Raw genomic sequence first — 18,122 nt, 5'->3', positions numbered from 1 at the left:
GAGGGGTTGAACGCGACCATGTTGAACAAGGTGGGATTCTGGCTTGGCGGCCTGGTGGTCGTCCTGCTGACGGCAGTGGCCGTGCTGGGGGGCGGCCTGTTGGCGTCGATGGCCGAACAGTGGGGCCTTGGCACCCGCCTGCTCGGGGTGCGTTACGACGAGCCCGTGCTGCTGGTGGCGCTGACGACCGGACTGGGGGCGGTGGCATGGGTGCTGGCCGGCTGGGTATTGCCGCTGCTGGGGGTCGCCATTGTCGCGGACCGGGCGCTGGATGCCGACGTCGAGCCGGGCAGCGTTGAGCTGGACGATCTGTTCGACAAGGTCGGTGGTCCCCTGGGCGCGATCAGTGGCCGTGATCTGCTGGCCCGCCGTTTCGCGCGCTGGTTTTTCCGCCTGCTGCCGATGCTGGCGCTGGGCGTGGGTGTGTTGCTGGCGCTGGTGGCGCTGGCGCGCGGCAGCGCCGCGGAGTTGTCGATGGTCGGCCAGCCGCTGGCGCTGGTGCAGCGTTCCGGTCTGGAGGGCACGGTGCTGGCGCTGGCCAGCCTGGTGATCGCGGGGGCGGGCGCGCTTGTCGCGGCCTTGCTGTTTGCTGGCGCCGGTGGTGCCGTCGAGGCCCGGCTGGACCGGGTGGTGGCGGCTTTGGCCCCGGGAGGGCCGGCGCCGTCACCGGTGGCCGTGGCGGCCGCGGACGGCGACATTCTGCGCCAGACGCTGGACGGGTTCATCGAGCAGCTCGGAGAGACCTCCGGCGCGCGGTTCAACGCCATCGCCGAGACCTTGCGCACCCTTGACGGCGTGGCGCAGGGCGTACTGGAGTCGGTGCGCGAGACCCAGGCCTCGCTGCCGCAGATCAGTCAGGCGCAGCTCAAGACGCTGGGCGACAGCTACACCAGCTCGCTTACCGCCATCCAGAAACACCACGCCAAGCAGGTTGCCAGGGCGATCGACGAGGTGCGCGGGGTGGCGCAGGAGCTGCGGACGATGATCCAGGGCGCGACCCAGGGCATCGAGGCCAATGTCGCCAGCAGCCAGGCCACCACCGAACAGCTGCTGGCCGCATTGACGAGAGAGGCCAACGGCGCCCAGACCATGGGTCAGGCGGCTGAACAGATGGCCGCCGCCGCCCGGGTCAGCCGCGAGACGGTGGAGCGCTTCATCGCGCTGGCCGAGCGCATGCGCGATCTCAACCGCGCCATCAGCCAGGGCCCGGCCATCGCGCCGGCGGCACTGGGGCCGATCGAGCCGCCGCTGACCGACCCGGAGACGACGCGCCGGCTCTCCAGCGCCATCCGCGACCTGCAGAAGGTCGCTGACGAGTCGCTGCCCGACCTGTAACGCCATACGCCATCGTGCCAACGCAAACGGGCGCCCCTGCTTGCGCGGGGGCGCCCGTTGCTGTTGCAGCCGGCGGGTCCGCCGGCCGCCGCCTGACCGTTTACGCCGCCAGTTCGATGGCGACGGCGGTCGCTTCGCCGCCGCCGATGCACAGCGAGGCAACGCCGCGGGTCTTGCCGTAGCGCTTCAGCGCCGCCATCAGCGTGACGATGAGGCGCGCGCCCGAGGCGCCGACCGGGTGGCCCAGCGCGCAGGCGCCGCCATGCACGTTCACCTTGGCGTGATCGAGGCCGAGATCCTGCATCGCCGCCATGGTGACGACGGCGAATGCTTCGTTGATCTCGAACAGGTCGACGTCATTGACGCCCCAGCCGGTGCGCTTGAACAGCGACTGCATGGCGCCGATCGGCGCGGTGGTGAACCACTCCGGCGCGCGGGCATGGGTGGCATGGCCGACGATGCGGGCCAGCGGCGTCAGGCCCTTGGCCTTGGCGGTGGAGGCGCGCATCAGCACCAGTGCGGCCGCGCCGTCGGAGATCGACGAGGAATTGGCGGCGGTGACCGTACCGTCCTTGGCGAAGGCGGGCTTGAGCGTCGGGATCTTGTCGAGCTTGGCCTTGCCGGGCTGCTCGTCGATCCGGACCTCCACCGCGCCGCCACGGGTCGGCACCGACACCGGCACCACCTCGCTGTCGAAGGCGCCGGAGGTGATGGCGTTTTGCGCCCGCTTCAGGCTCTCGATGGCGTAGGCGTCCTGCGCCTCGCGGCTAAACTGGTAGTGCTGGGCGGTCGATTCGGCGAAGGTGCCCATCAGGCGGCCGCGCTGGTAGGCGTCCTCCAGGCCGTCGATGTACATGTGGTCGAGCACCTCGGCGTGGCCGATGCGCAGGCCGGCGCGGACCTTGGGCAGGATGTAGGGCGCGTTGGTCATGCTCTCCATGCCGCCGGCGATGATGACGTCGGCGGAGCCGGCCGCCAGCGCGTCATGGGCGTCCATCACCGCCTTCATGCCGGAGCCGCACATCTTGTTGACGGTGGTGCAGGCCACCGAGTCGGGCAGGCCGGCGTTGCGCACCGCCTGGCGGGCCGGCGCCTGGCCCAGACCGGCCGGCAGCACGCAGCCCATCACGCCCTGATCGACCTCGTCCGGCGCCACGCCGGATTCCGCGATCGCGGCCTTGATCGCCGCCGTGCCGAGCTGCGGCGCGGTCAGGCCGGCCAGCTCGCCTTGAAATCCACCCATCGGCGTGCGCTTGCCGCCGACGATCACAATCGGATCCGTGCTCATGTCTTAGGTCTCCCGTGGCTTCTCTCGTTTGGCGGGCGCTTGTTGTGGGGGGAGCGTCAGTCGCGGCATCGCCGCGATCAGCGTCCGGGTATACGCCTGCGTCGGGTTTGCCATAAGCGCCGATGTGGCCCCGGCGTCAACAATTTTGCCGCAGTGCAAAACGATTGTGCGTTGGCACAATGTTGTCACCGACTGAAAGTCGTGGGTAACGAACAGCAGGATGACGCCGGTCTCCGCCTGCAGCCCCAGCAGCAGATCGAGGATGGCGACCTTGGTCTCGGCATCCAGCGCGCTCACCGCCTCGTCGCAGGCCACCAGTGCCGGACCAGCGATAAAGGCCCTCGCAATATTGACCCTCTGGTTCTGTCCGCCCGACAGTTCGTGTGGATGGCGGTCGGCGAAGCTGGCGGGCAGGCCGACCCGCGCCAGCCAGTCTTGCACCCTTGCCCGGCGGTCGCCGGCTGTCAGTTCGGGCGCGTGGATCTCCAGCGGTTCAGCCAGTGACTGGCCAATGGTCAAGCGCGGATTGAGCGCCGCGAACGGATCCTGATGCACGATCTGCAACGACCGTCGCAATGCGCGTGGGTAGGGCGGGCATAGCGGCGCGCCCTGCCAGTGAATCGTGCCGGCACAGGTCGGCACCAGCCCGAGCAACGCACGGATCAGCGTCGATTTGCCGGAGCCGGATTCGCCGACGATGCCGATGGCCTCGCCCGGGCCGGCGGTGAAGCTGACATCGCGCAGCGCCGGCACCGGGCGGCTGGCGAACCAGCCCGACGGCCGGCGGTAGTTGACACCCAGCCCGTCGACCACCAGCCGGGGCAGCGGTGTCGGCGCGGCCTCGCGCGGCGTCGCGGGGCGCGCGGCGGCGGCCAGGGCGCGGGTATAGGGGTCGGCGGGTGCGGCCAGCAGCGCCTCGGCGGCACCTTGCTCGACGATCCGTCCGGCCCGCATCACCGCCACCTGGTCGCCTGGCCGGCCGGTGACCTGGGCGGCGACCGCCAGGTCGTGGGTGATGAACACCAGCGCCAGGCCGCGTTCGGCGCGCAATGAGTCCAGCAGGGCGAGAATCTCCGCCTGCACCGTCACGTCGAGCGCGGTGGTCGGCTCGTCGGCGATCAGCAGCTTGGGGTCGCAGGCCAGTGCCGAAGCGATCATCACCCGCTGGCGCTGGCCGCCCGACAGTTCATGGGGGTAGGCGTCCGCCCGGTCGGCGGGCAGGCCGAGCCGGGTCATCAGGGCGATGGCGGCGGCGCGCGCGGCGGTACGATCAAAGCCGCGATGGCGCTCCAGCGTCTCGCTGATCTGGCGGGCAACGGGCAGATGGGGGGTGAGCGCGGTCAGCGGGTCCTGGAACACGAAGCCGACATCGCGACCCAGCAGCGACCGGCGCTGGCGGGGCGACAGCAAGCGGATGTCGTGGCCGTCGAAGGCGATATCGCCGGCGATGTGGCTGTTGGCGCCGGTCAGGCCGAAGGCGCCGAGCACGGTCTGGCTTTTGCCGGAGCCGGACTCGCCGACGATGGCCAGCGCCTGGCCCGCCGCCAGCGTGAGGTCGACCCCGCGCACCGCCGCCACCGGACCATCGGCGGTGTCGAACCGGACCTGGAAATTGCGCAGGGCGAACAGCGGCGCGACGGCGGTCACAGCGCTTCCCTCGGGTCGAGCGCGTCGCGCAGCCCGTCGCCCAGCAGGTTGAGCGCGATCAGCAGCAACGCCAGCCAGCCGCCAGGGAACAGCAGCAGCCAGGGCGCGGTTTCCAGGGCGTCGACGCCATCCTTGGCCAGCACGCCCAGCGAGGTCAGCGGCTCCTGCACGCCAAGCCCCAGAAAGCTGAGAAAGCTCTCGACCAGAATGACCTGCGGCACCGTCAGCGTGGCGTAGATGGCGACCACGCCCAGCAGGTTGGGCACGATGTGGCGGGCGACGATGCGCGCCGGCGAGGCACCGCAGGCGCGGGCCGCCTCGACGAACGGCATCGCCTTGAGCTGCATGGTCTGGCCGCGCACGATCCGCGCCAGCGTCAGCCACTCGATGGCGCCGACGCCGATGAAGATCAGCCAGATCGAGCGGCCGAACACCACCATCAGCAGGATGACCAGAAACATGAACGGCATGGCGTAGAGGATGTCGACAAGGCGCATCATCACCGCGTCGACCCGGCCGCCGGCGAAGCCGGCGATGGCACCCCACAGGATGCCGATGACCACGCTGACCAGGCTCGCCAGCAGCCCCAGCAGCAGCGAGATGCCGGTGGCCAGCATCAGCCGGACGAACAGGTCGCGACCCGCGCTGTCGGTGCCGAAGATATGGCTTGCCGATGGCGGCCGCTCGAAGGCCGCCCAGTCCACCGCGTCCAGCCCATGTGGTGACAATAATGGTCCAGTCAGCGCCAGAACGGCGAGAATGGTCAGCAGCATGGTCCCGATCATGCCGGCGCGGTGGCGGCGCAGGCGCGCGGCCGGCGACCGGCGGGAGGGGCGCCCCGGCATCGTCATCGCCGCGCCAGCCGCGGGTCGAGCCAGCCGTAGAGGATGTCCACCAGCAGGTTGAACAGGATGATCAGCGCGCCGTAGAGCACGACAACGCCGAGCACCAGCGTGTAGTCGCGGTTGATGGCGCCCTGGACGAAATAGCGGCCGATGCCAGGCAGGCCGAACACCGTCTCCACCACCACCGAGCCGGTCAGCAGCCCGGCGGCGGCGGGGCCGAGATAGCTCACCACCGGCAGCAGCGCGGGCTTGAGCGCGTGACGCCACAGCACGGTGGCGTCATCGAGCCCCTTGGCGCGGGCGGTGCGGATGAACGGCTGGGCGAGCACTTCGCGCAGGCTGCCCCGGGTCAGCCGGGCGATGCTGGCGACATAGGGCAGCGCCAGCGTCACCACCGGCAGCACGAAAGCGCGCGCGCCGCCCTCCAGTCCGGCGATCGGCAGCCAGCCCAGCCACAGGCCGAACAGCAGCGCCAGCAGCGGGCCGACGACGAAGGTCGGTACCACCTGGCCGACCACCGCCAGCGCCATGACGCCGCTGTCGAGCGCGCGGTGCCGGTCGAGCGCGGCGACGCTGCCCAGGGCAATGCCGAGGACGGTCGCCAGCAGCAGGGCCGCGCCGCCGATGATGGCGCTGACCGGCGCCCCCCCGGCGATCAGTTCGCCGACCGAGAAATCGGCGTATTTGAACGACGGGCCGAAATCGAACCGCGCCAGACCGGCGAGATAGCGGCCGAGCTGTACCGCGAGCGGGGCGTCGAGATCATAGGCCGCGCGCAGATTGGCCTCGACCTCGGGTGGCAGTGCCCGCTCACCGTCGAAGGGCCCGCCGGGAGCGGCCCGCATGATGGCGAAGCTGAGCAGGATGATGGCGAGCAGGGTCGGGATGGCGCCGAGCAGGCGGCCGAGCAGGAAACGCCCCATCGTGCCGCTACTTTCCACCGTCGGGGTGCAGTTGCGACAACGGATGGCTGCCGGCGACATTGTCCACCCAGCCGGTGATGTCGGCGCGCACGAGCGACCACCGCACCGGCACGAACAGACTGATCACCGGCGCCTCGTCCGCCATCAGCTTCTCGGCCGCCTTGATCTTGGCGGTACGGGCGGCCCGGTCGGCGATGTGGGTTGCCTCGCCCAGCAGGCGGTCGGCCTCGGCGTTGCAATAGCCGCCGAAATTGATCGCGCCGGCATTGCACAGGTACGGCGCCAGGAACGCGCTGGGCAGGTCGGCGGCCGTGATGATCGGGCGCAGTGCCAGATCAAACTCGCCTGTGGCCACCAGGGCGGCCATGGCGGCGCGGGAGCCGCGCCGGGCGGTGATCTGGACACCCAGCGCTTGCCAGTTGGCGGCGATCGCCGCCAGCACCTGCTCGTTCTCGATGCCATCCGGCAGTGCGACGGTGAGGGTGAGCGGCGTGTCGGGGCCGAAGCCGGCTTCCGTCAGCAGTCGCCGGGCCTCCTGCTGTCGCTCGACGGGCGTCCAGGCCGCCCAGTCGGGTGCGGCCGGCGCGCCATAACTCGGCAGGTTGGGCGGCACGATGGCCGTGGCCACCTTCATGGCCGAAATGCTGAACAGGCGTTGTACCAGGTTCTCGCGGTCGACCGCCATCGCCAGCGCGCGGCGCAGGCGGATGTCGGCGAGCGGGCCGCGGCGGGTCTGCGCCACCAGTCCGTAGACGCCGTAGGACGGCTCGATCCGCAACGTGCCGCTGGCGGGCAGGGTGCGGGCGCCGGACAGCCCGTCGAGCGCGCCGCCGGCGACGATGTCGACCTTGCCGTCGCGAAAACGGGCGATGGCCGCGTCGGCGCTGGCGACAGGCGACAGCAGCACATGGCCATAGCCGAGTCCCCGCGCGGCGAACGAGCCGCCATTGGTGTCGAGCAGCCAGCTGCCCGGCTCGCGGCGGGTCAGCCGGTAGGGGCCGAGTCCGAGCTGAAGGCGCTGGCCATTTTCCTGCACGCTGCGGACAATGCCGGTCGTCGGGTCGGCAAGCAGGCCCAGCATCGCCGGCAGCGGCCGCTCCAGCACGATCTCGACGACATTCTCGGTGACGGCCTTGACGCCCAGTGCCCGCGAGCCCAGCTTTCGCTCCCGCACCTTGTCGGCGTTCTCGATCACCGACAGCTCCTCACGCAACGGATGCCGTGACCCGGGTCCAAGCATGGCACGGAAGGCCCTCACCACGTCATCCGGCGTCACCGTCTTGCCATCCTGCCAGTGTGCCAGGCGCAGCCGGAAGATGTAGCTGAGGCCGTCCTCGCTGACCCACCAGCTCTCGGCCAGCCCGGGCACGATCCGTCCGGCGGCATCGAGTGTCACCAGGCCGCGCTGGGTTTCCGCCGCCAGCAGGCGTTCAGCGCCGGTGGTGGCGGCATAGGGCGTGGGCGTCGTCAGGTCGCCGATGACGGCAACTCTCAAGGTGCGTTCGGCCGCTGCGTCGTCCCCGGACGTGCCGCCACAGCCGGTGAGCAGCCCGAGGCTCAGCAGGGCAAGCCGGGCAAAACGGGTCGACGGCCGGGTCAGGCGGATCATCGGACTGTCTCCGGGGCCGGACGCAGCCGCAGCGCACGCGAGGGGTGGATGTTGGCAAGATTGTCGGTCCAGCCCTCCACGCGCGGTCCCACCAGCGATTTCGATACATAATGATAGAGCGGCAGCACCGGAACATCCTCCACCAACCGGGCCTCCGCCCGTCGCAGGGCATGATTGCGGGCAACGGGGTCGGCCAGCGCCATCGCCGCCATGACGTCGCGGTCATAGTCGGGATTGGCATAGCCGGGATAGTTGAGCGGACCGGCGTTGGACATGAAGATCGACAGGAAGTTTTCAGCCCCGGCATAGTCGGCGATCCAGCCCGATCGCGCCAGAGAGAAATCACCGGCCCGCAGCATGGCGAAGTGAATGGCCGCCTCGGCGTTGACCAGCCGGGTGCGCACGCCCAGCGGCTTCCACATCTGCGTCAGCGCCAGTGCGATCCGCCGGTGCTCGACATCGCTGTTGTAGCGGATCTCGAATGTCAGCGGCCGGTCCGGGCCATAGCCGGCGGCAAGGAGCAGCCGGCGCGCTTCGTCCAGACGCCGGGCCATCGGCCAGCGGGCGTAGCCGGGCAGCACCGCCGGGCCATAGCCGCCAAGCCCGGGCGGCACCACGCCAAAGGCCTGCGGCTGGTCGAGCCCGATGACAAGATGGACAAGAATATGCCGGTCGACGCTCATCGCCAGCGCCCGGCGCACCCGCACGTCGTCGAACGGTGGCCGGCGGGTGTTGAAGGCGAAATAATAGCTGCCCCGATAGGGCGCGAGCCGGACCGCCGAGGGGATTTCGCGGCGCACCAGGGCAAGATCGCGGGCCGGGAAGTCGGGCAGGATGTCGAGCGCGCCGGCGCGGAACTGGCGCAGCGCGCTCTGGTCGTCGGGCAGCGGACGGTAGACCACGCCGGCCAGGGCGACGTCGCCGGCGTCATGATAATGGGGGTTGCGCTCCAGCGTCAGCGCGCTGTGCAGCCGCCACTGACGCAGCCGGAACGGGCCGGAACTCGCCAACGGTCGTTGCTTGATCCAGGCATCGCCATGGCGGTCCAGGGCCGCGCCCGGCAGCACCACGGCACTGGCGTGGGCCAGCAGTTCGGCGAAGGCCGGCAGGGGGCGCTGGAGACGGATGGTGACCGTCCGGGCGTCTGACGCCTGTACTCCCAGGGTCTCGGGCGCGGCCGTGCCGGAGGCGACCGCCTCGGCGTTGGCGATGGCGAAAAACAGGCTGGCGTTGGGGGCGGCGGTGGTCGGCGTCAGCAGCCGGCGCAGACTCGTCACCACGTCGCGGGCGCTCAGCGTCGTACCGTCGGCGAAGCGCAGTCCCGGCCGCAGGGTGAAGCGCCAGTCCAGCCCGTCGGCGCTGACCTGCCAGCGCTCGGCGAGGCCCGGTTCCACCCGGCCATCGGCACCCAGCCGGGTCAGACCCTCGTAAAGGTCGGCCATCACCTTGATGTCGTCGACGGTCGAGACCTTGTGCGGGTCAAGGCTGCGCAGCTCGTCGCTGCTGGCGCGCACCAGCGTGTCCGGGGGGAGTCGTGTCGCGCCCGGCCCGGTGTCGGCGGACGGGCCGCAGCTGGCGGCCAGGAAGGCGCCCAGCAGCGCCGCCAGCAGGGCGGGCCGCCGGGTCAGCGGGGCTCCTCTGCCGGTCGCCGCCATCGGCCGCTCAGGCGTCGGCCAGGGTTGTGAAGCGGCCGCGGTGGAACCCCAGTGTCGGGCCGGGGCGGCTGGCAAGGCGGGTGACCTTGCCGACGATGATCTCGTGGTCGCCGCCAGGATAGCAGGCCCAGGCCTCGCACTCGAAATGCACCACCGCGCCGTCGATCAGCGGCACGTCCGCGCTTCCCGGCGTCGTGGCGATTCCGCTGAACTTGTCGCTGTCGGTGCGGGCGAACTGGCGGGCGATCGTTTCCTGGTCGGCGGCGAGGATGGACAGCGCGAAGTGGCGGGCCTGACGAAACGCGCTGGCGGAGGGGGTGTCGAGCTGCACCGACCACAGCACCAGCGGCGGGTCAAGACTGACGGCCGCGAGGCTGTTGATGGTCATGCCAACCGGCTGGCCCCCGGCGTCCAGCGCGGTGACGATGGCAACCCCAGTGCCGTAGGCGCCGAGCGCGGTGCGCAACGCGCGGGGGTCGATGGATGCGCCGGACGTCGACTCGCCGGGCGTGGATGTGCCGGGCGTGGATGTGCCGGGCGCGGCGGGCGGGGTGGATGCCATGGTCGGGATGCAATCCTTGCTCTGATTCCGAAATGTCGGCCTGACGTCACTACTATCGTCCGCCGTGGAAAATGCATCCCCCATCTGTGCGACATCCGCGCGACCGCAGACACGGTGCGTCCATGTTTTATCGCAGCGCGCGCCTTGATGCAGGGGCGGGCCGGCGATACATCTGGCACCATGACGATGACCGATCACGCCCGCCCCGCCGTTGCTGACAGCGTTTTGCCGCTGATTGGCGACACGCCGCTCATCAAGCTGCAGCGCGCGTCCGCCGCGACCGGCTGTACCATCCTGGGCAAGGCGGAGTTCCTCAACCCCGGCGGCTCGGTGAAGGATCGTGCGGCGCTGGCGATCATCGAGGACGCCGAGGCACGCGGTGCGCTGGCGCCGGGTGGTGTCATCGTCGAGGGTACCGCCGGCAATACCGGCATCGGCCTGGCGGTGGTCGCCAACGCCAAGGGCTACAGGACGATCATCGTCATGCCCGAGACCCAGAGTCAGGAGAAGAAGGATACCCTGACGGCGCTGGGCGCCGAGCTGGTGCTGGTGCCGCCGGCCGCGTTCTCCAACCCCGGTCACTACGTGCACACCTCCCGGCGGATCGCCGAGGAAACTCCGGGTGCGGTCTGGGCCAACCAGTTCGACAACATCGCCAACCGGCTGGCGCACATCAAGACCACCGCGCCGGAAATCTGGCGCCAGACCGGCGGCCGGGTGGATGCCTTCACCTGCGCGGTCGGCACCGGGGGCACGCTGGCGGGCGTCGGCATGGGCCTGAAGGAATTCAATCCCGACGTGGTGGTGGCGCTGACCGATCCGCATGGCGCCTCGCTCTACAGCTACTACGCGACGGGGGAACTCAAGGCCGAGGGTTCGTCGGTCGCCGAGGGAATCGGCCAGAGCCGGATCACCGCCAATCTCGATGGCGCGCCGGTGGACGACTGGTTCCGTGTTTCCGACGAGGAGGGGCTGGGTTACGTCTATGACCTGATGCAGTACGAAGGCCTGTGTCTGGGTCTGTCGTCAGGCATCAACGTTGCCGGTGCGGTCCATCTTGCCCGCAAGCTGGGGCCGGGCAAGACCATCGTCACCATCTTGTGCGACTCCGGGCGGCAGTATCTGTCCAAGATCTTCAACCCGGCCTGGCTCGCCGAGCGCGACCTGCCGCTGCCGCCGTGGATGGTGAAGTAATCCGGCGCATAGCGGCAACGGACTGTCGCCATTTCCGCTCTCGACCGTGAATCGCGGACCTGCTAGAGTATGCGCCACTCAAGGAGGGGTAAACTCATGCTTCGCATCAGGCTTGGCCTGGCTGGGCTGGCGATCGTCATGTTCGCGCTGATGGCGGCTGCCGCCGCCAACGTTGGCGTCGCGCGGTCGACGACGGCAGGCATGGCGCAGCGCTCGGCGCTCGCGGTGCTCGGGTTCGCCCCTGGTGGCGATGTGGTGGCGCCGCTTTCCCCGGCGCATGTCGGTGCCGACCCCGCGCCGATGCTGGCAGCCTGCCCCGATGCCAAGGCTCGCGCCGCCAAGACCGTCTGATACAGGGCGTCTGATACAGGGCGTCTGATACAGGCCCGGCGTCAGAGACCGCCGGCCCTCGTCTTGTCTCGCCTGTGCCACGGTTGCCGGTGACGGTGGCCCAACGGTGCTTGATGCCCGGCCAGGCATTGGCTAAGCAAAAATCCGCGACTAAGCAGAAATCCGCCTGCCTTTTCATGGGTCACCGATGACCGTCTCGCTCGAAGCTGACAGCCTGATCAAGCGCTACGGAGCCGTTGAGGCCGTCCGCAGCCTCAGTCTGAAGGTGGCGGCCGGCGAAGTGCTCGGGCTGCTTGGCCCCAATGGTGCGGGCAAGACCACAACCCTGCGCATGCTGACGGGCTATCTGCGGCCGACCGCCGGCCGGGCGCTGGTCAACGGTCTCGATGTCTGGGCCGATCCGCTGGCCGCCCGTCGGGCACTGGGCTATCTGCCCGAAGGTGCGCCGCTGTATACCGAGATGGCGGTCGAGCCGTTCCTGCGTTTCTGTGCCGCCGCGCGCGGCCTCGATCGCGCGGCCGCGCGCGCCGCCATCGGATCGATTATCGACCGGCTGGCGCTGGGTCGCGTTCGATCGCAGGGTATCGACACCCTGTCGAAGGGGTTTCGCCGCCGCGTCGGCCTGGCGCAGGCGGTCATGCACGACCCGTTGGCGCTGGTGCTCGACGAACCCACCGACGGGCTGGATCCCAACCAGAAGCAGGCGGTACGTGACCTGATCGCCGGCCTGCGGCCCGGCCGGGCGATCATCGTGTCGACGCACATCCTGGAAGAAGTGGAGGCGATGTGCTCGCGGGTTGTCATTGTCGACCGGGGCCGCATCGTCGCCGATGGCACGCCGGAGCAGTTGCGCGCCAAGTCCCGCTATGCCCATGCCGTGACGCTGACCTTCCCGATCGCCGCCGCCGTCGGCGCGGTGACCAATGGCTGGCGCCACGAGTTGCGGACGCTGCCGGACGGTCGGGTCCAGGTGACCCTGCTGTCGCCCGATGGCGCGCCCTTCCTGGATGCCGTGCGGCAGCGCTTGTCCGACCTCAAGGTCGTGCCGCTGGACCTGGTGGTGGAGGCCGGACGGCTGGATGACGTATTCCGCGCGCTGACCCATGCCGAGGAGGACGCGGCGTGACGGGCGGGCTGCTGACAGGCTGGCGGGCGGTGTTCGCGCGGGAGTTCACCGGCTATTTCGCGACTCCGCTCGCCACCGTTTTCCTGGTGGTGTTTCTGGTCGCATCCAACGTGTTCGCTTTCTACGTCGGCGATTTTTTCGGCCGGGGACGGGCGGACCTTGAGTCCTTCTTCCAGTTCCATCCCTGGCTGTTCCTGCTGCTGGCGCCGGCTCTGGCCATGCGGCTCTGGGCGGAGGAGCGCCGCTCCGGCACCATGGAACTGCTGCTGACCCTGCCGGTTTCCACGGCCGGGGCGACGCTGGGCAAGTTCCTCGCCGCCTGGGCTTTCGTGGGCGTCGCGCTGTTGCTGACCTGGCCGTTGTGGCTGACCGTCAATCTGCTGGGCCGGCCTGACAATGGCGTGATTGTCGCGTCCTACCTGGCGTCATGGCTGATGGCGGGCGGTTATCTTGCCATCAGTGGCTGCCTGTCAGCCACCACCCGCAGCCAGACCAGCGCCTTTGTCGCCAGCGTGATGCTGTGCTTCCTGTTTCTCGTCGCCGGGCTGCCGATGGTGACGGATTTCCTGCAGGGCTGGGCGCCGTCTTCACTCATCGGATTTATCACCTCGCTCAGTTTCCTGACCCATTTCAGCGCCATCACCCGGGGCGTGCTGGATCTTGGCGATCTGCTTTACTTCCTGGCGCTGATCATCGTCTGGCTGGTGGCCACGGTGGTGGTGGTTGACCTGAAGCGGGAGGGCGCGTGATGAGCCGTCGCCTGTTGCCCCGGGGGCCGCTGGCGCTGCTGGTGCTGGCGCTGCTGTTCGTTCTGGCGGTCATTGCGAGCAATCTGCTGACGGGCCGCGCCCGTCTCGATCTCACCGAGGACCGCCTGTACACGCTGAGCCCCGGCGCGGTCCGGCTGCTGGCGGCATTGCCCGCCTCGGTCAAACTGACATTGTATTTCTCCGAACAGGAGACGGCGGCGGCGCCGCAGATCAACCTGTACGGCCGACGCGTCGCCGATCTGCTGGAGGCGTTCGTCCGCGCGTCCGACGGCAAGCTGCGGGTGAAGCGCGTCGACCCCGAGGCCTTCTCCGCGACCGAGGATGCGGCGGTGGCCGCCGGTCTGCGCGGGGTGGACCTGGGCAACGGCACGTCCGTTTATCTCGGCCTGGTGGGCGAGCGCCCGGCCTCGGCGGGGCGGCCGGCCGCGCGCGAGGTGATCCCGTTCCTGGCGCCGGACCGCGAGCCGCAGCTGGAGTATGACCTGGCGCGGCTGATCCAGCGGCTGACCACGCCCGAGCTGCCCCGCGTCGCCGTGCTGTCGTCGCTGCCGCTCGCCTTCGGCCATGGCGGACCGGTGGCGATGATGCAGGGACAGTCGGCGCCCTACGTCATCTACGATCAGTTGCGGCAGTCGTTCGACGTGCGGCTGATGGATCCCGAGAGCGCCGTCATTCCCGAAGGCACCCGTCTTCTGGTGCTTGCTCATCCGCCGCGGCTGACCGAAGCGCAGCTGCGTGCTGTCGATGCCTTCGTGATGGCGGGCGGGCGTCTGCTGGCCCTTGTCGATCCGCTGTCGGAGATCGGCCGGGCGACCGGCGGCGGACCCGATCAGGGGCTGGGCCTTGGCGACCAGCCGGGCATGGTGGCCTCGCGCTCCGACCTGCGGCCGCTGCTGGCGGCCTGGGGTGTCGACCTGGACGATCGCCATGTGGTGGCTGACGGCCGTTTCGCGCAGCGGGTGGACATGGGTGCCGATGCCGGCGGGGCGCCGACCCTGGTCACCTATCTGCCCTGGCTGGCGCTGCCGCGCGAGGCGATGAACGCGCACGACGTCGCCACCGCCAGCCTGCGCCAGCTCAATGTCGCGGCGGCCGGCCAGTTGCGGCTGAAGCCGCCGGCCGGCGTGACGGCGACGCCGCTCATCACGTCCTCGAATGCCGCCCAGCTGGTGCCGGTGGAGCGGCTGGCCGCCGGGCCGGACCCGGTGGGGCTGATCCGTAGCTTCCGCGCCTCGGGCGATACCTATGTGCTGGCGGCCCGGCTGACCGGCCGGCTGCCATCGGCCTTTCCGGTCGCGGGCGGCGTTGATGCGCGGTCAGCGCCGACCGCCGTGGTGGTGGTCGCCGACACTGATCTGCTGGAAGACCAGATGTGGGCCCAGCCGCAGATGCTGCTGGGCCAGCGGGTGTTCACGCCGTTCGCCGACAACGGTGCGTTCGTGCTCAACGTGGCCGATACGCTGCTGGGCGCCGATACGCTGGTGTCGCTGCGCTCGCGCGGGGTGGCGACCCGGCCGTTCGTGGTGATGGAGCAACTGCGCCAGCGGGCCGAGCGCCGGTTCCTCGATCGCCAGGCCGACCTGGAGCAGGCGCTGCGGGACTCGGAGCAGCGGCTGCGGACGCTGGAGGCCCAGGGTGAGTCGCAGGAAGCCGAACTCGCCCGGGTGCGTGACCTGATGGTGCAGACGCGCCGCGACCTCCGGGCGGTCCAGCGCGATCTGCGGGCCGAAGTCGAAGGACTGGAGACCTTGCTGGCGGGCGCCAACATCGCCTTCATGCCGGTTGTGGTCGTGATGGTGGCTGCTGTCGGCGCGCTATGGCGTCGCTGGCGGCGGGCGAAGGCAAGGGGATGACAATGATGGCACTGACGCCGCAGGCCAAACGCTGGATCATGCTCGGCGTGACGCTGGCGGCGGCACTGGTGCTGGCCATGATGCTGCTGGGCCGGGGTGCCTTCAGCGGGAATGACGCCCTGCTGCCGGGTTTCGATGAACAGGTGCCGGCAGTGGCGCGGCTGCGCATCGCCGGTCCGCCCGGTGCGGTTGAGCTGGCTCGCACGAAGGACGGCAGCTGGGTGCTGGCCAGTGCCGGCAACGCGCCGGCGCGTGCGGAGATGGTGGACCAGGTGCTCGATGCCGTGGCGAGCGCCGGCATCGTGGCCGCGCAGCCGAAGGATCTGCCGGCGATGACGTCCGGTCTGGATGCAGGGGTGCAGGTGACGGTGCGGGATGCCGGCGGCAAGATGCTGGCGGCGCTGACCATTGGCAAGCCCGCCGGCGACGATCAGGTCTATGCGCGGGTGGAGGGGGCGTCGGCCCCGGTGATCGCCAGCGGCTTGCCGGCACTGGCGCTGGAGGCTGCCCGCTGGACCACGCTGAGGCTACCGGCGATCGCGCCCGAGCGTATCAAGTCGGTGCGGGTGCTCCATGCCGACGGCGACATCGCCGCCTTCGCGCGCGGTCTCGCCGGTCAGCCGTTCCAGCTCACCAGTGGTGACGCGGCCCGCGCCAACCCGGCGGCAATCGAGCAGTCGGCCCGTGTCTATGGCGACCTGTCGTTCACCGGGCTTGCCTCCGCCAGGGACATCAGCTGGCCGGGCGCCAGCATGATTTTCGTCGAGACCTTCGATGGACTGGTGGTGACGCTGCTGGCGAAGCCGGCCGGCGCGGTGTCGCAGGTGCGCATCAATGCCCACTTCGTGGCGCCACTGGGCCTCGCGGCGGAGGCCAAGACCAGGGGCGAGGCCGAGGCCCACGCCATCAACGACCTGCGCGCCTATGCCTTCACGCTGCCGGCCGCCCAGGCTGCCGTGCTCAACCGTCGCGGGATGGCGCTGCTGCGCGACTGAGCACGTGACCCCTCTTCCGTTTCCGGCTCGCCATCCCTAAATCCGGCGTCAGGAACCGGTAACGATCAGGGGATGATGACCGCCATGGCTGACCGCGACGCCACCCAGACGCCCGAGACCTTCGGTTTTCAGGCCGAGGTCGCCAAGCTGCTGCACATGATGACGCACTCGGTCTATTCCGAGCGCGAGATTTTCCTGCGCGAGCTGATTTCCAATGCCGCCGACGCCTGCGACCGGCGCCGCTACGAGGCGCTGACCGACGCCAGCCTGCTGGGCGACACGCCGCTGGAGATCGCCATCACCGTCGATCCGCAGGCGAAAACGCTGACGCTTGCCGATTCCGGCATCGGCATGACCCGCCAGGAGATGATCGACAATCTGGGCACCATCGCGCGCTCCGGCACCGCCCGCTTCATGGAAGCGATGAAGACCGCCGAGACCAGGCACAGCGCGCCGGAGCTGATCGGCCAGTTCGGCGTCGGCTTCTATTCCGCCTTCATGGTCGCCGACAAGGTGACGGTGGTCAGCCGCCGCGCCGGTGCGGACGAGGCGTGGGAGTGGGTGTCCGACGGGCTGGGCAGCTTCACCCTCGAACCCGCCCACCGCGAGGCCGCCGGCACCACCATCACGCTGCACATGAAGGAGGACGCGGGCGAGTTCCTGGAGAAGTACCGCCTGCAATCCATCGTGCGCACCTATTCCGACCACATCGCGGTGCCGGTGAAGCTGGCGCTGGGCGCGGAGGTGCCGGAGGCGGTCAACGCCGCCCAGGCGCTGTGGACGCGGCCGAAATCGGAGATCGAGGACAAGGACTACGCCGAATTCTATCGCCATGTCGGCGGCCAGTTCGACGCGCCGGCGCGCACGCTGCATTTCAAGGCCGAAGGCAAGCTCGACTACACCTGCCTGCTGTTCACGCCGTCCACCCCGCCGTTCGACCTCTACGAGCCCGAGCGCAAGTCGAAGGTGAAGCTCTACGTTCGCCGGGTGTTCATCACCGACGAGTGCGACAGCTTGCTGCCGCCCTGGCTGCGCTTCCTGCGCGGCGTCGTCGATGCCCAGGATCTGGCGCTCAACATCTCCCGTGAGATGCTGCAGCACAATCCGGTGCTGGCGGCCATGAAGAAGGCGATCACCGGCAAGGTGCTCGCCGACTACGCCCGGCTGGCCGACAAGGAGCCCGAGAGCTACCTGAAAATCTGGGAGACTTTCGGCCGGGTGCTGAAGGAAGGCCTGTACGAGGATTTCGAGCGGCGCGACGAGCTGCTGAAGCTTGCCCGCTTCAAGTCCACCGGGGTCGAGGGCTGGACCACTCTCGCCGACTATGCGGGGCGGATGAAGGACGGCCAGGACGCGATCTACTACCTCACCGCCGACGATGGCGGCGCGCACAGCCCGCAGCTGGAAGGCTACAAGGCGCGCGGCGTCGAGGTGCTGCTGCTCACCGACCCGATCGACGATTTCTGGCTGGGTGCCATCCACGAATTCGATGGCAAGCCGTTCCAGTCGGTGACCAGGGCCGATGCCAGGCTGAAGGATCTCGGGGAGGCGCCGGCGGAGGGCGAGGCGGTGCCGGAGGTCGATCTGGCGCGGCTGGTCGAGGTGATGAAGGGGGTGCTGGGCGAGGCAGTGAAGGACATCCGCGCCTCCGACCGGCTGGTGGCCAGCCCCGCCTGCCTGGTCGCCGACGAGGGCGACATGGACCTGCGGCTGGCGCGTATGCTGAAGGCGCACGACCGGCTGAACGCGGTGGCGCCGCGCGTGCTCGAACTCAATCCGCGCCACGCGCTGGTGCGCCGGCTCGCCGCCCGCGCGGGCGAGGACGGCAGCTACGACAGCATCGCCTTGGCCAGCCAGCTGCTGCTCGATCAGGCGCGCATTCTGGAGGGCGAGCCGCTGCCCGACCCGGCGGGCTTTGCCAGCCGGCTGGCCGAGCTGCTGTCGCGCGGTCTCGCCTGAGCCGGTGGTG

General features: G+C 69.8%; 15 protein-coding genes. 8 read left to right on the top strand and 7 right to left on the bottom strand.

Annotation, left to right across the window (positions count from 1 at the left end; genetic code table 11):
- Positions 1–18 precede the first annotated feature (18 nt).
- Entirely contained in the window at positions 19–1,335 is a 1,317-nt protein-coding gene (locus tag ABU113_RS07895; RefSeq protein WP_454558958.1) for a hypothetical protein, read from the top strand.
- Between the two features lie 100 nt (positions 1,336–1,435).
- Here ABU113_RS07895 and ABU113_RS07890 read toward each other — a convergent pair whose 3' ends face one another.
- Genes ABU113_RS07890 through ABU113_RS07860 form a run of 7 tightly spaced genes read right to left on the bottom strand, consistent with a single transcriptional unit; the run spans position 1,436 to position 9,768 of the window.
- The gene (locus ABU113_RS07890) at positions 1,436–2,623 is read right to left on the bottom strand and encodes an acetyl-CoA C-acyltransferase (RefSeq protein ID WP_454558957.1); all 1,188 of its coding nucleotides are present in this window, start codon (positions 2,621–2,623) and stop codon (positions 1,436–1,438) included.
- Between the two features lie 3 nt (positions 2,624–2,626).
- Complete coding sequence (locus tag ABU113_RS07885) at positions 2,627–4,270, bottom strand: dipeptide ABC transporter ATP-binding protein (protein ID WP_454558956.1); 1,644 nt, start codon at positions 4,268–4,270, stop codon at positions 2,627–2,629.
- The gene (locus ABU113_RS07880) at positions 4,267–5,115 is read right to left on the bottom strand and encodes an ABC transporter permease (RefSeq protein WP_454558955.1); all 849 of its coding nucleotides are present in this window, start codon (positions 5,113–5,115) and stop codon (positions 4,267–4,269) included. The genes ABU113_RS07885 and ABU113_RS07880 overlap by 4 nt, the downstream gene beginning before the upstream one ends.
- Positions 5,116–5,117: 2 nt before the next feature.
- Positions 5,118–6,098 (bottom strand): ABC transporter permease subunit, encoded by a 981-nt coding sequence (locus tag ABU113_RS07875; protein ID WP_454558954.1) that lies wholly within the window; start codon positions 6,096–6,098, stop codon positions 5,118–5,120.
- Entirely contained in the window at positions 6,046–7,647 is a 1,602-nt protein-coding gene (locus ABU113_RS07870) for a peptide ABC transporter substrate-binding protein (protein ID WP_454558953.1), read from the bottom strand. Before ABU113_RS07870 ends, ABU113_RS07875 begins: the two co-directional genes overlap by 53 nt.
- On the bottom strand, positions 7,644–9,302 hold the full coding sequence (locus ABU113_RS07865; RefSeq protein WP_454558952.1) for a peptide ABC transporter substrate-binding protein: 1,659 nt from the start codon (positions 9,300–9,302) through the stop codon (positions 7,644–7,646). Before ABU113_RS07865 ends, ABU113_RS07870 begins: the two co-directional genes overlap by 4 nt.
- 7 nt (positions 9,303–9,309) lie before the next feature.
- Positions 9,310–9,768 carry a flavin reductase family protein gene (locus ABU113_RS07860; protein ID WP_454558951.1) on the bottom strand — a complete coding sequence of 153 codons (459 nt, stop codon included), beginning with the start codon at positions 9,766–9,768 and terminating at the stop codon, positions 9,310–9,312.
- 282 nt (positions 9,769–10,050) lie between these two features.
- Between ABU113_RS07860 and ABU113_RS07855 the strand changes: the two genes are divergently transcribed.
- The 7 genes from ABU113_RS07855 to htpG all read left to right on the top strand — a co-directional run bounded on the left by ABU113_RS07855 (position 10,051) and on the right by htpG (position 18,112).
- Complete coding sequence (locus ABU113_RS07855; protein ID WP_454558968.1) at positions 10,051–11,058, top strand: cysteine synthase A; 1,008 nt, start codon at positions 10,051–10,053, stop codon at positions 11,056–11,058.
- A gap of 96 nt (positions 11,059–11,154) precedes the next feature.
- A complete protein-coding gene (locus ABU113_RS07850; protein WP_454558950.1) occupies positions 11,155–11,409 on the top strand; it encodes a hypothetical protein in 255 nt (84 codons plus the stop codon).
- Between the two features lie 187 nt (positions 11,410–11,596).
- On the top strand, positions 11,597–12,535 hold the full coding sequence (locus tag ABU113_RS07845; RefSeq protein ID WP_454558949.1) for an ABC transporter ATP-binding protein: 939 nt from the start codon (positions 11,597–11,599) through the stop codon (positions 12,533–12,535).
- Positions 12,532–13,284 (top strand): ABC transporter permease, encoded by a 753-nt coding sequence (locus ABU113_RS07840; protein WP_454558948.1) that lies wholly within the window; start codon positions 12,532–12,534, stop codon positions 13,282–13,284. The genes ABU113_RS07845 and ABU113_RS07840 overlap by 4 nt, the downstream gene beginning before the upstream one ends.
- Entirely contained in the window at positions 13,284–15,158 is a 1,875-nt protein-coding gene (locus ABU113_RS07835; RefSeq protein WP_454558947.1) for a Gldg family protein, read from the top strand. The genes ABU113_RS07840 and ABU113_RS07835 overlap by 1 nt, the downstream gene beginning before the upstream one ends.
- Before the next feature lie 5 nt (positions 15,159–15,163).
- Positions 15,164–16,153, top strand: a complete 990-nt coding sequence (locus ABU113_RS07830) for a DUF4340 domain-containing protein (protein WP_454558946.1) — start codon at positions 15,164–15,166, stop codon at positions 16,151–16,153.
- A gap of 84 nt (positions 16,154–16,237) precedes the next feature.
- Positions 16,238–18,112, top strand: coding sequence for a molecular chaperone HtpG (gene htpG / locus ABU113_RS07825; RefSeq protein ID WP_454558945.1), 1,875 nt, complete (start codon positions 16,238–16,240; stop codon positions 18,110–18,112).
- The last annotated feature ends 10 nt before the right edge of the window (positions 18,113–18,122 follow it).

The sequence above is a fragment of the Parapedomonas caeni genome, assembly GCF_041060555.1.
In the GTDB taxonomy this organism is placed as follows: domain Bacteria; phylum Pseudomonadota; class Alphaproteobacteria; order Sphingomonadales; family Sphingomonadaceae; genus CAUJIW01.
This window is presented reverse-complemented; position numbering and strand designations above follow the sequence as displayed.

Excerpts from the sequence above, each read along its gene's own strand:
- ABU113_RS07895 (WP_454558958.1), top strand. The coding sequence starts at position 19 with ATGTTGAACAAGGTGGGATTCTGGCTTGGCGGCCTGGTGGTCGTCCTG.
- ABU113_RS07890 (WP_454558957.1), bottom strand. The coding sequence starts at position 2,623 with ATGAGCACGGATCCGATTGTGATCGTCGGCGGCAAGCGCACGCCGATG.
- ABU113_RS07880 (WP_454558955.1), bottom strand. The coding sequence starts at position 5,115 with ATGCCGGGGCGCCCCTCCCGCCGGTCGCCGGCCGCGCGCCTGCGCCGC.
- ABU113_RS07875 (WP_454558954.1), bottom strand. The coding sequence starts at position 6,098 with ATGTCGCCGGCAGCCATCCGTTGTCGCAACTGCACCCCGACGGTGGAA.
- ABU113_RS07870 (WP_454558953.1), bottom strand. The coding sequence starts at position 7,647 with ATGATCCGCCTGACCCGGCCGTCGACCCGTTTTGCCCGGCTTGCCCTG.
- ABU113_RS07865 (WP_454558952.1), bottom strand. The coding sequence starts at position 9,302 with ATGGCGGCGACCGGCAGAGGAGCCCCGCTGACCCGGCGGCCCGCCCTG.
- ABU113_RS07855 (WP_454558968.1), top strand. The coding sequence starts at position 10,051 with ATGACCGATCACGCCCGCCCCGCCGTTGCTGACAGCGTTTTGCCGCTG.
- ABU113_RS07850 (WP_454558950.1), top strand. The coding sequence starts at position 11,155 with ATGCTTCGCATCAGGCTTGGCCTGGCTGGGCTGGCGATCGTCATGTTC.
- ABU113_RS07845 (WP_454558949.1), top strand. The coding sequence starts at position 11,597 with ATGACCGTCTCGCTCGAAGCTGACAGCCTGATCAAGCGCTACGGAGCC.
- ABU113_RS07835 (WP_454558947.1), top strand. The coding sequence starts at position 13,284 with ATGAGCCGTCGCCTGTTGCCCCGGGGGCCGCTGGCGCTGCTGGTGCTG.
- ABU113_RS07830 (WP_454558946.1), top strand. The coding sequence starts at position 15,164 with ATGGCACTGACGCCGCAGGCCAAACGCTGGATCATGCTCGGCGTGACG.
- htpG (WP_454558945.1), top strand. The coding sequence starts at position 16,238 with ATGGCTGACCGCGACGCCACCCAGACGCCCGAGACCTTCGGTTTTCAG.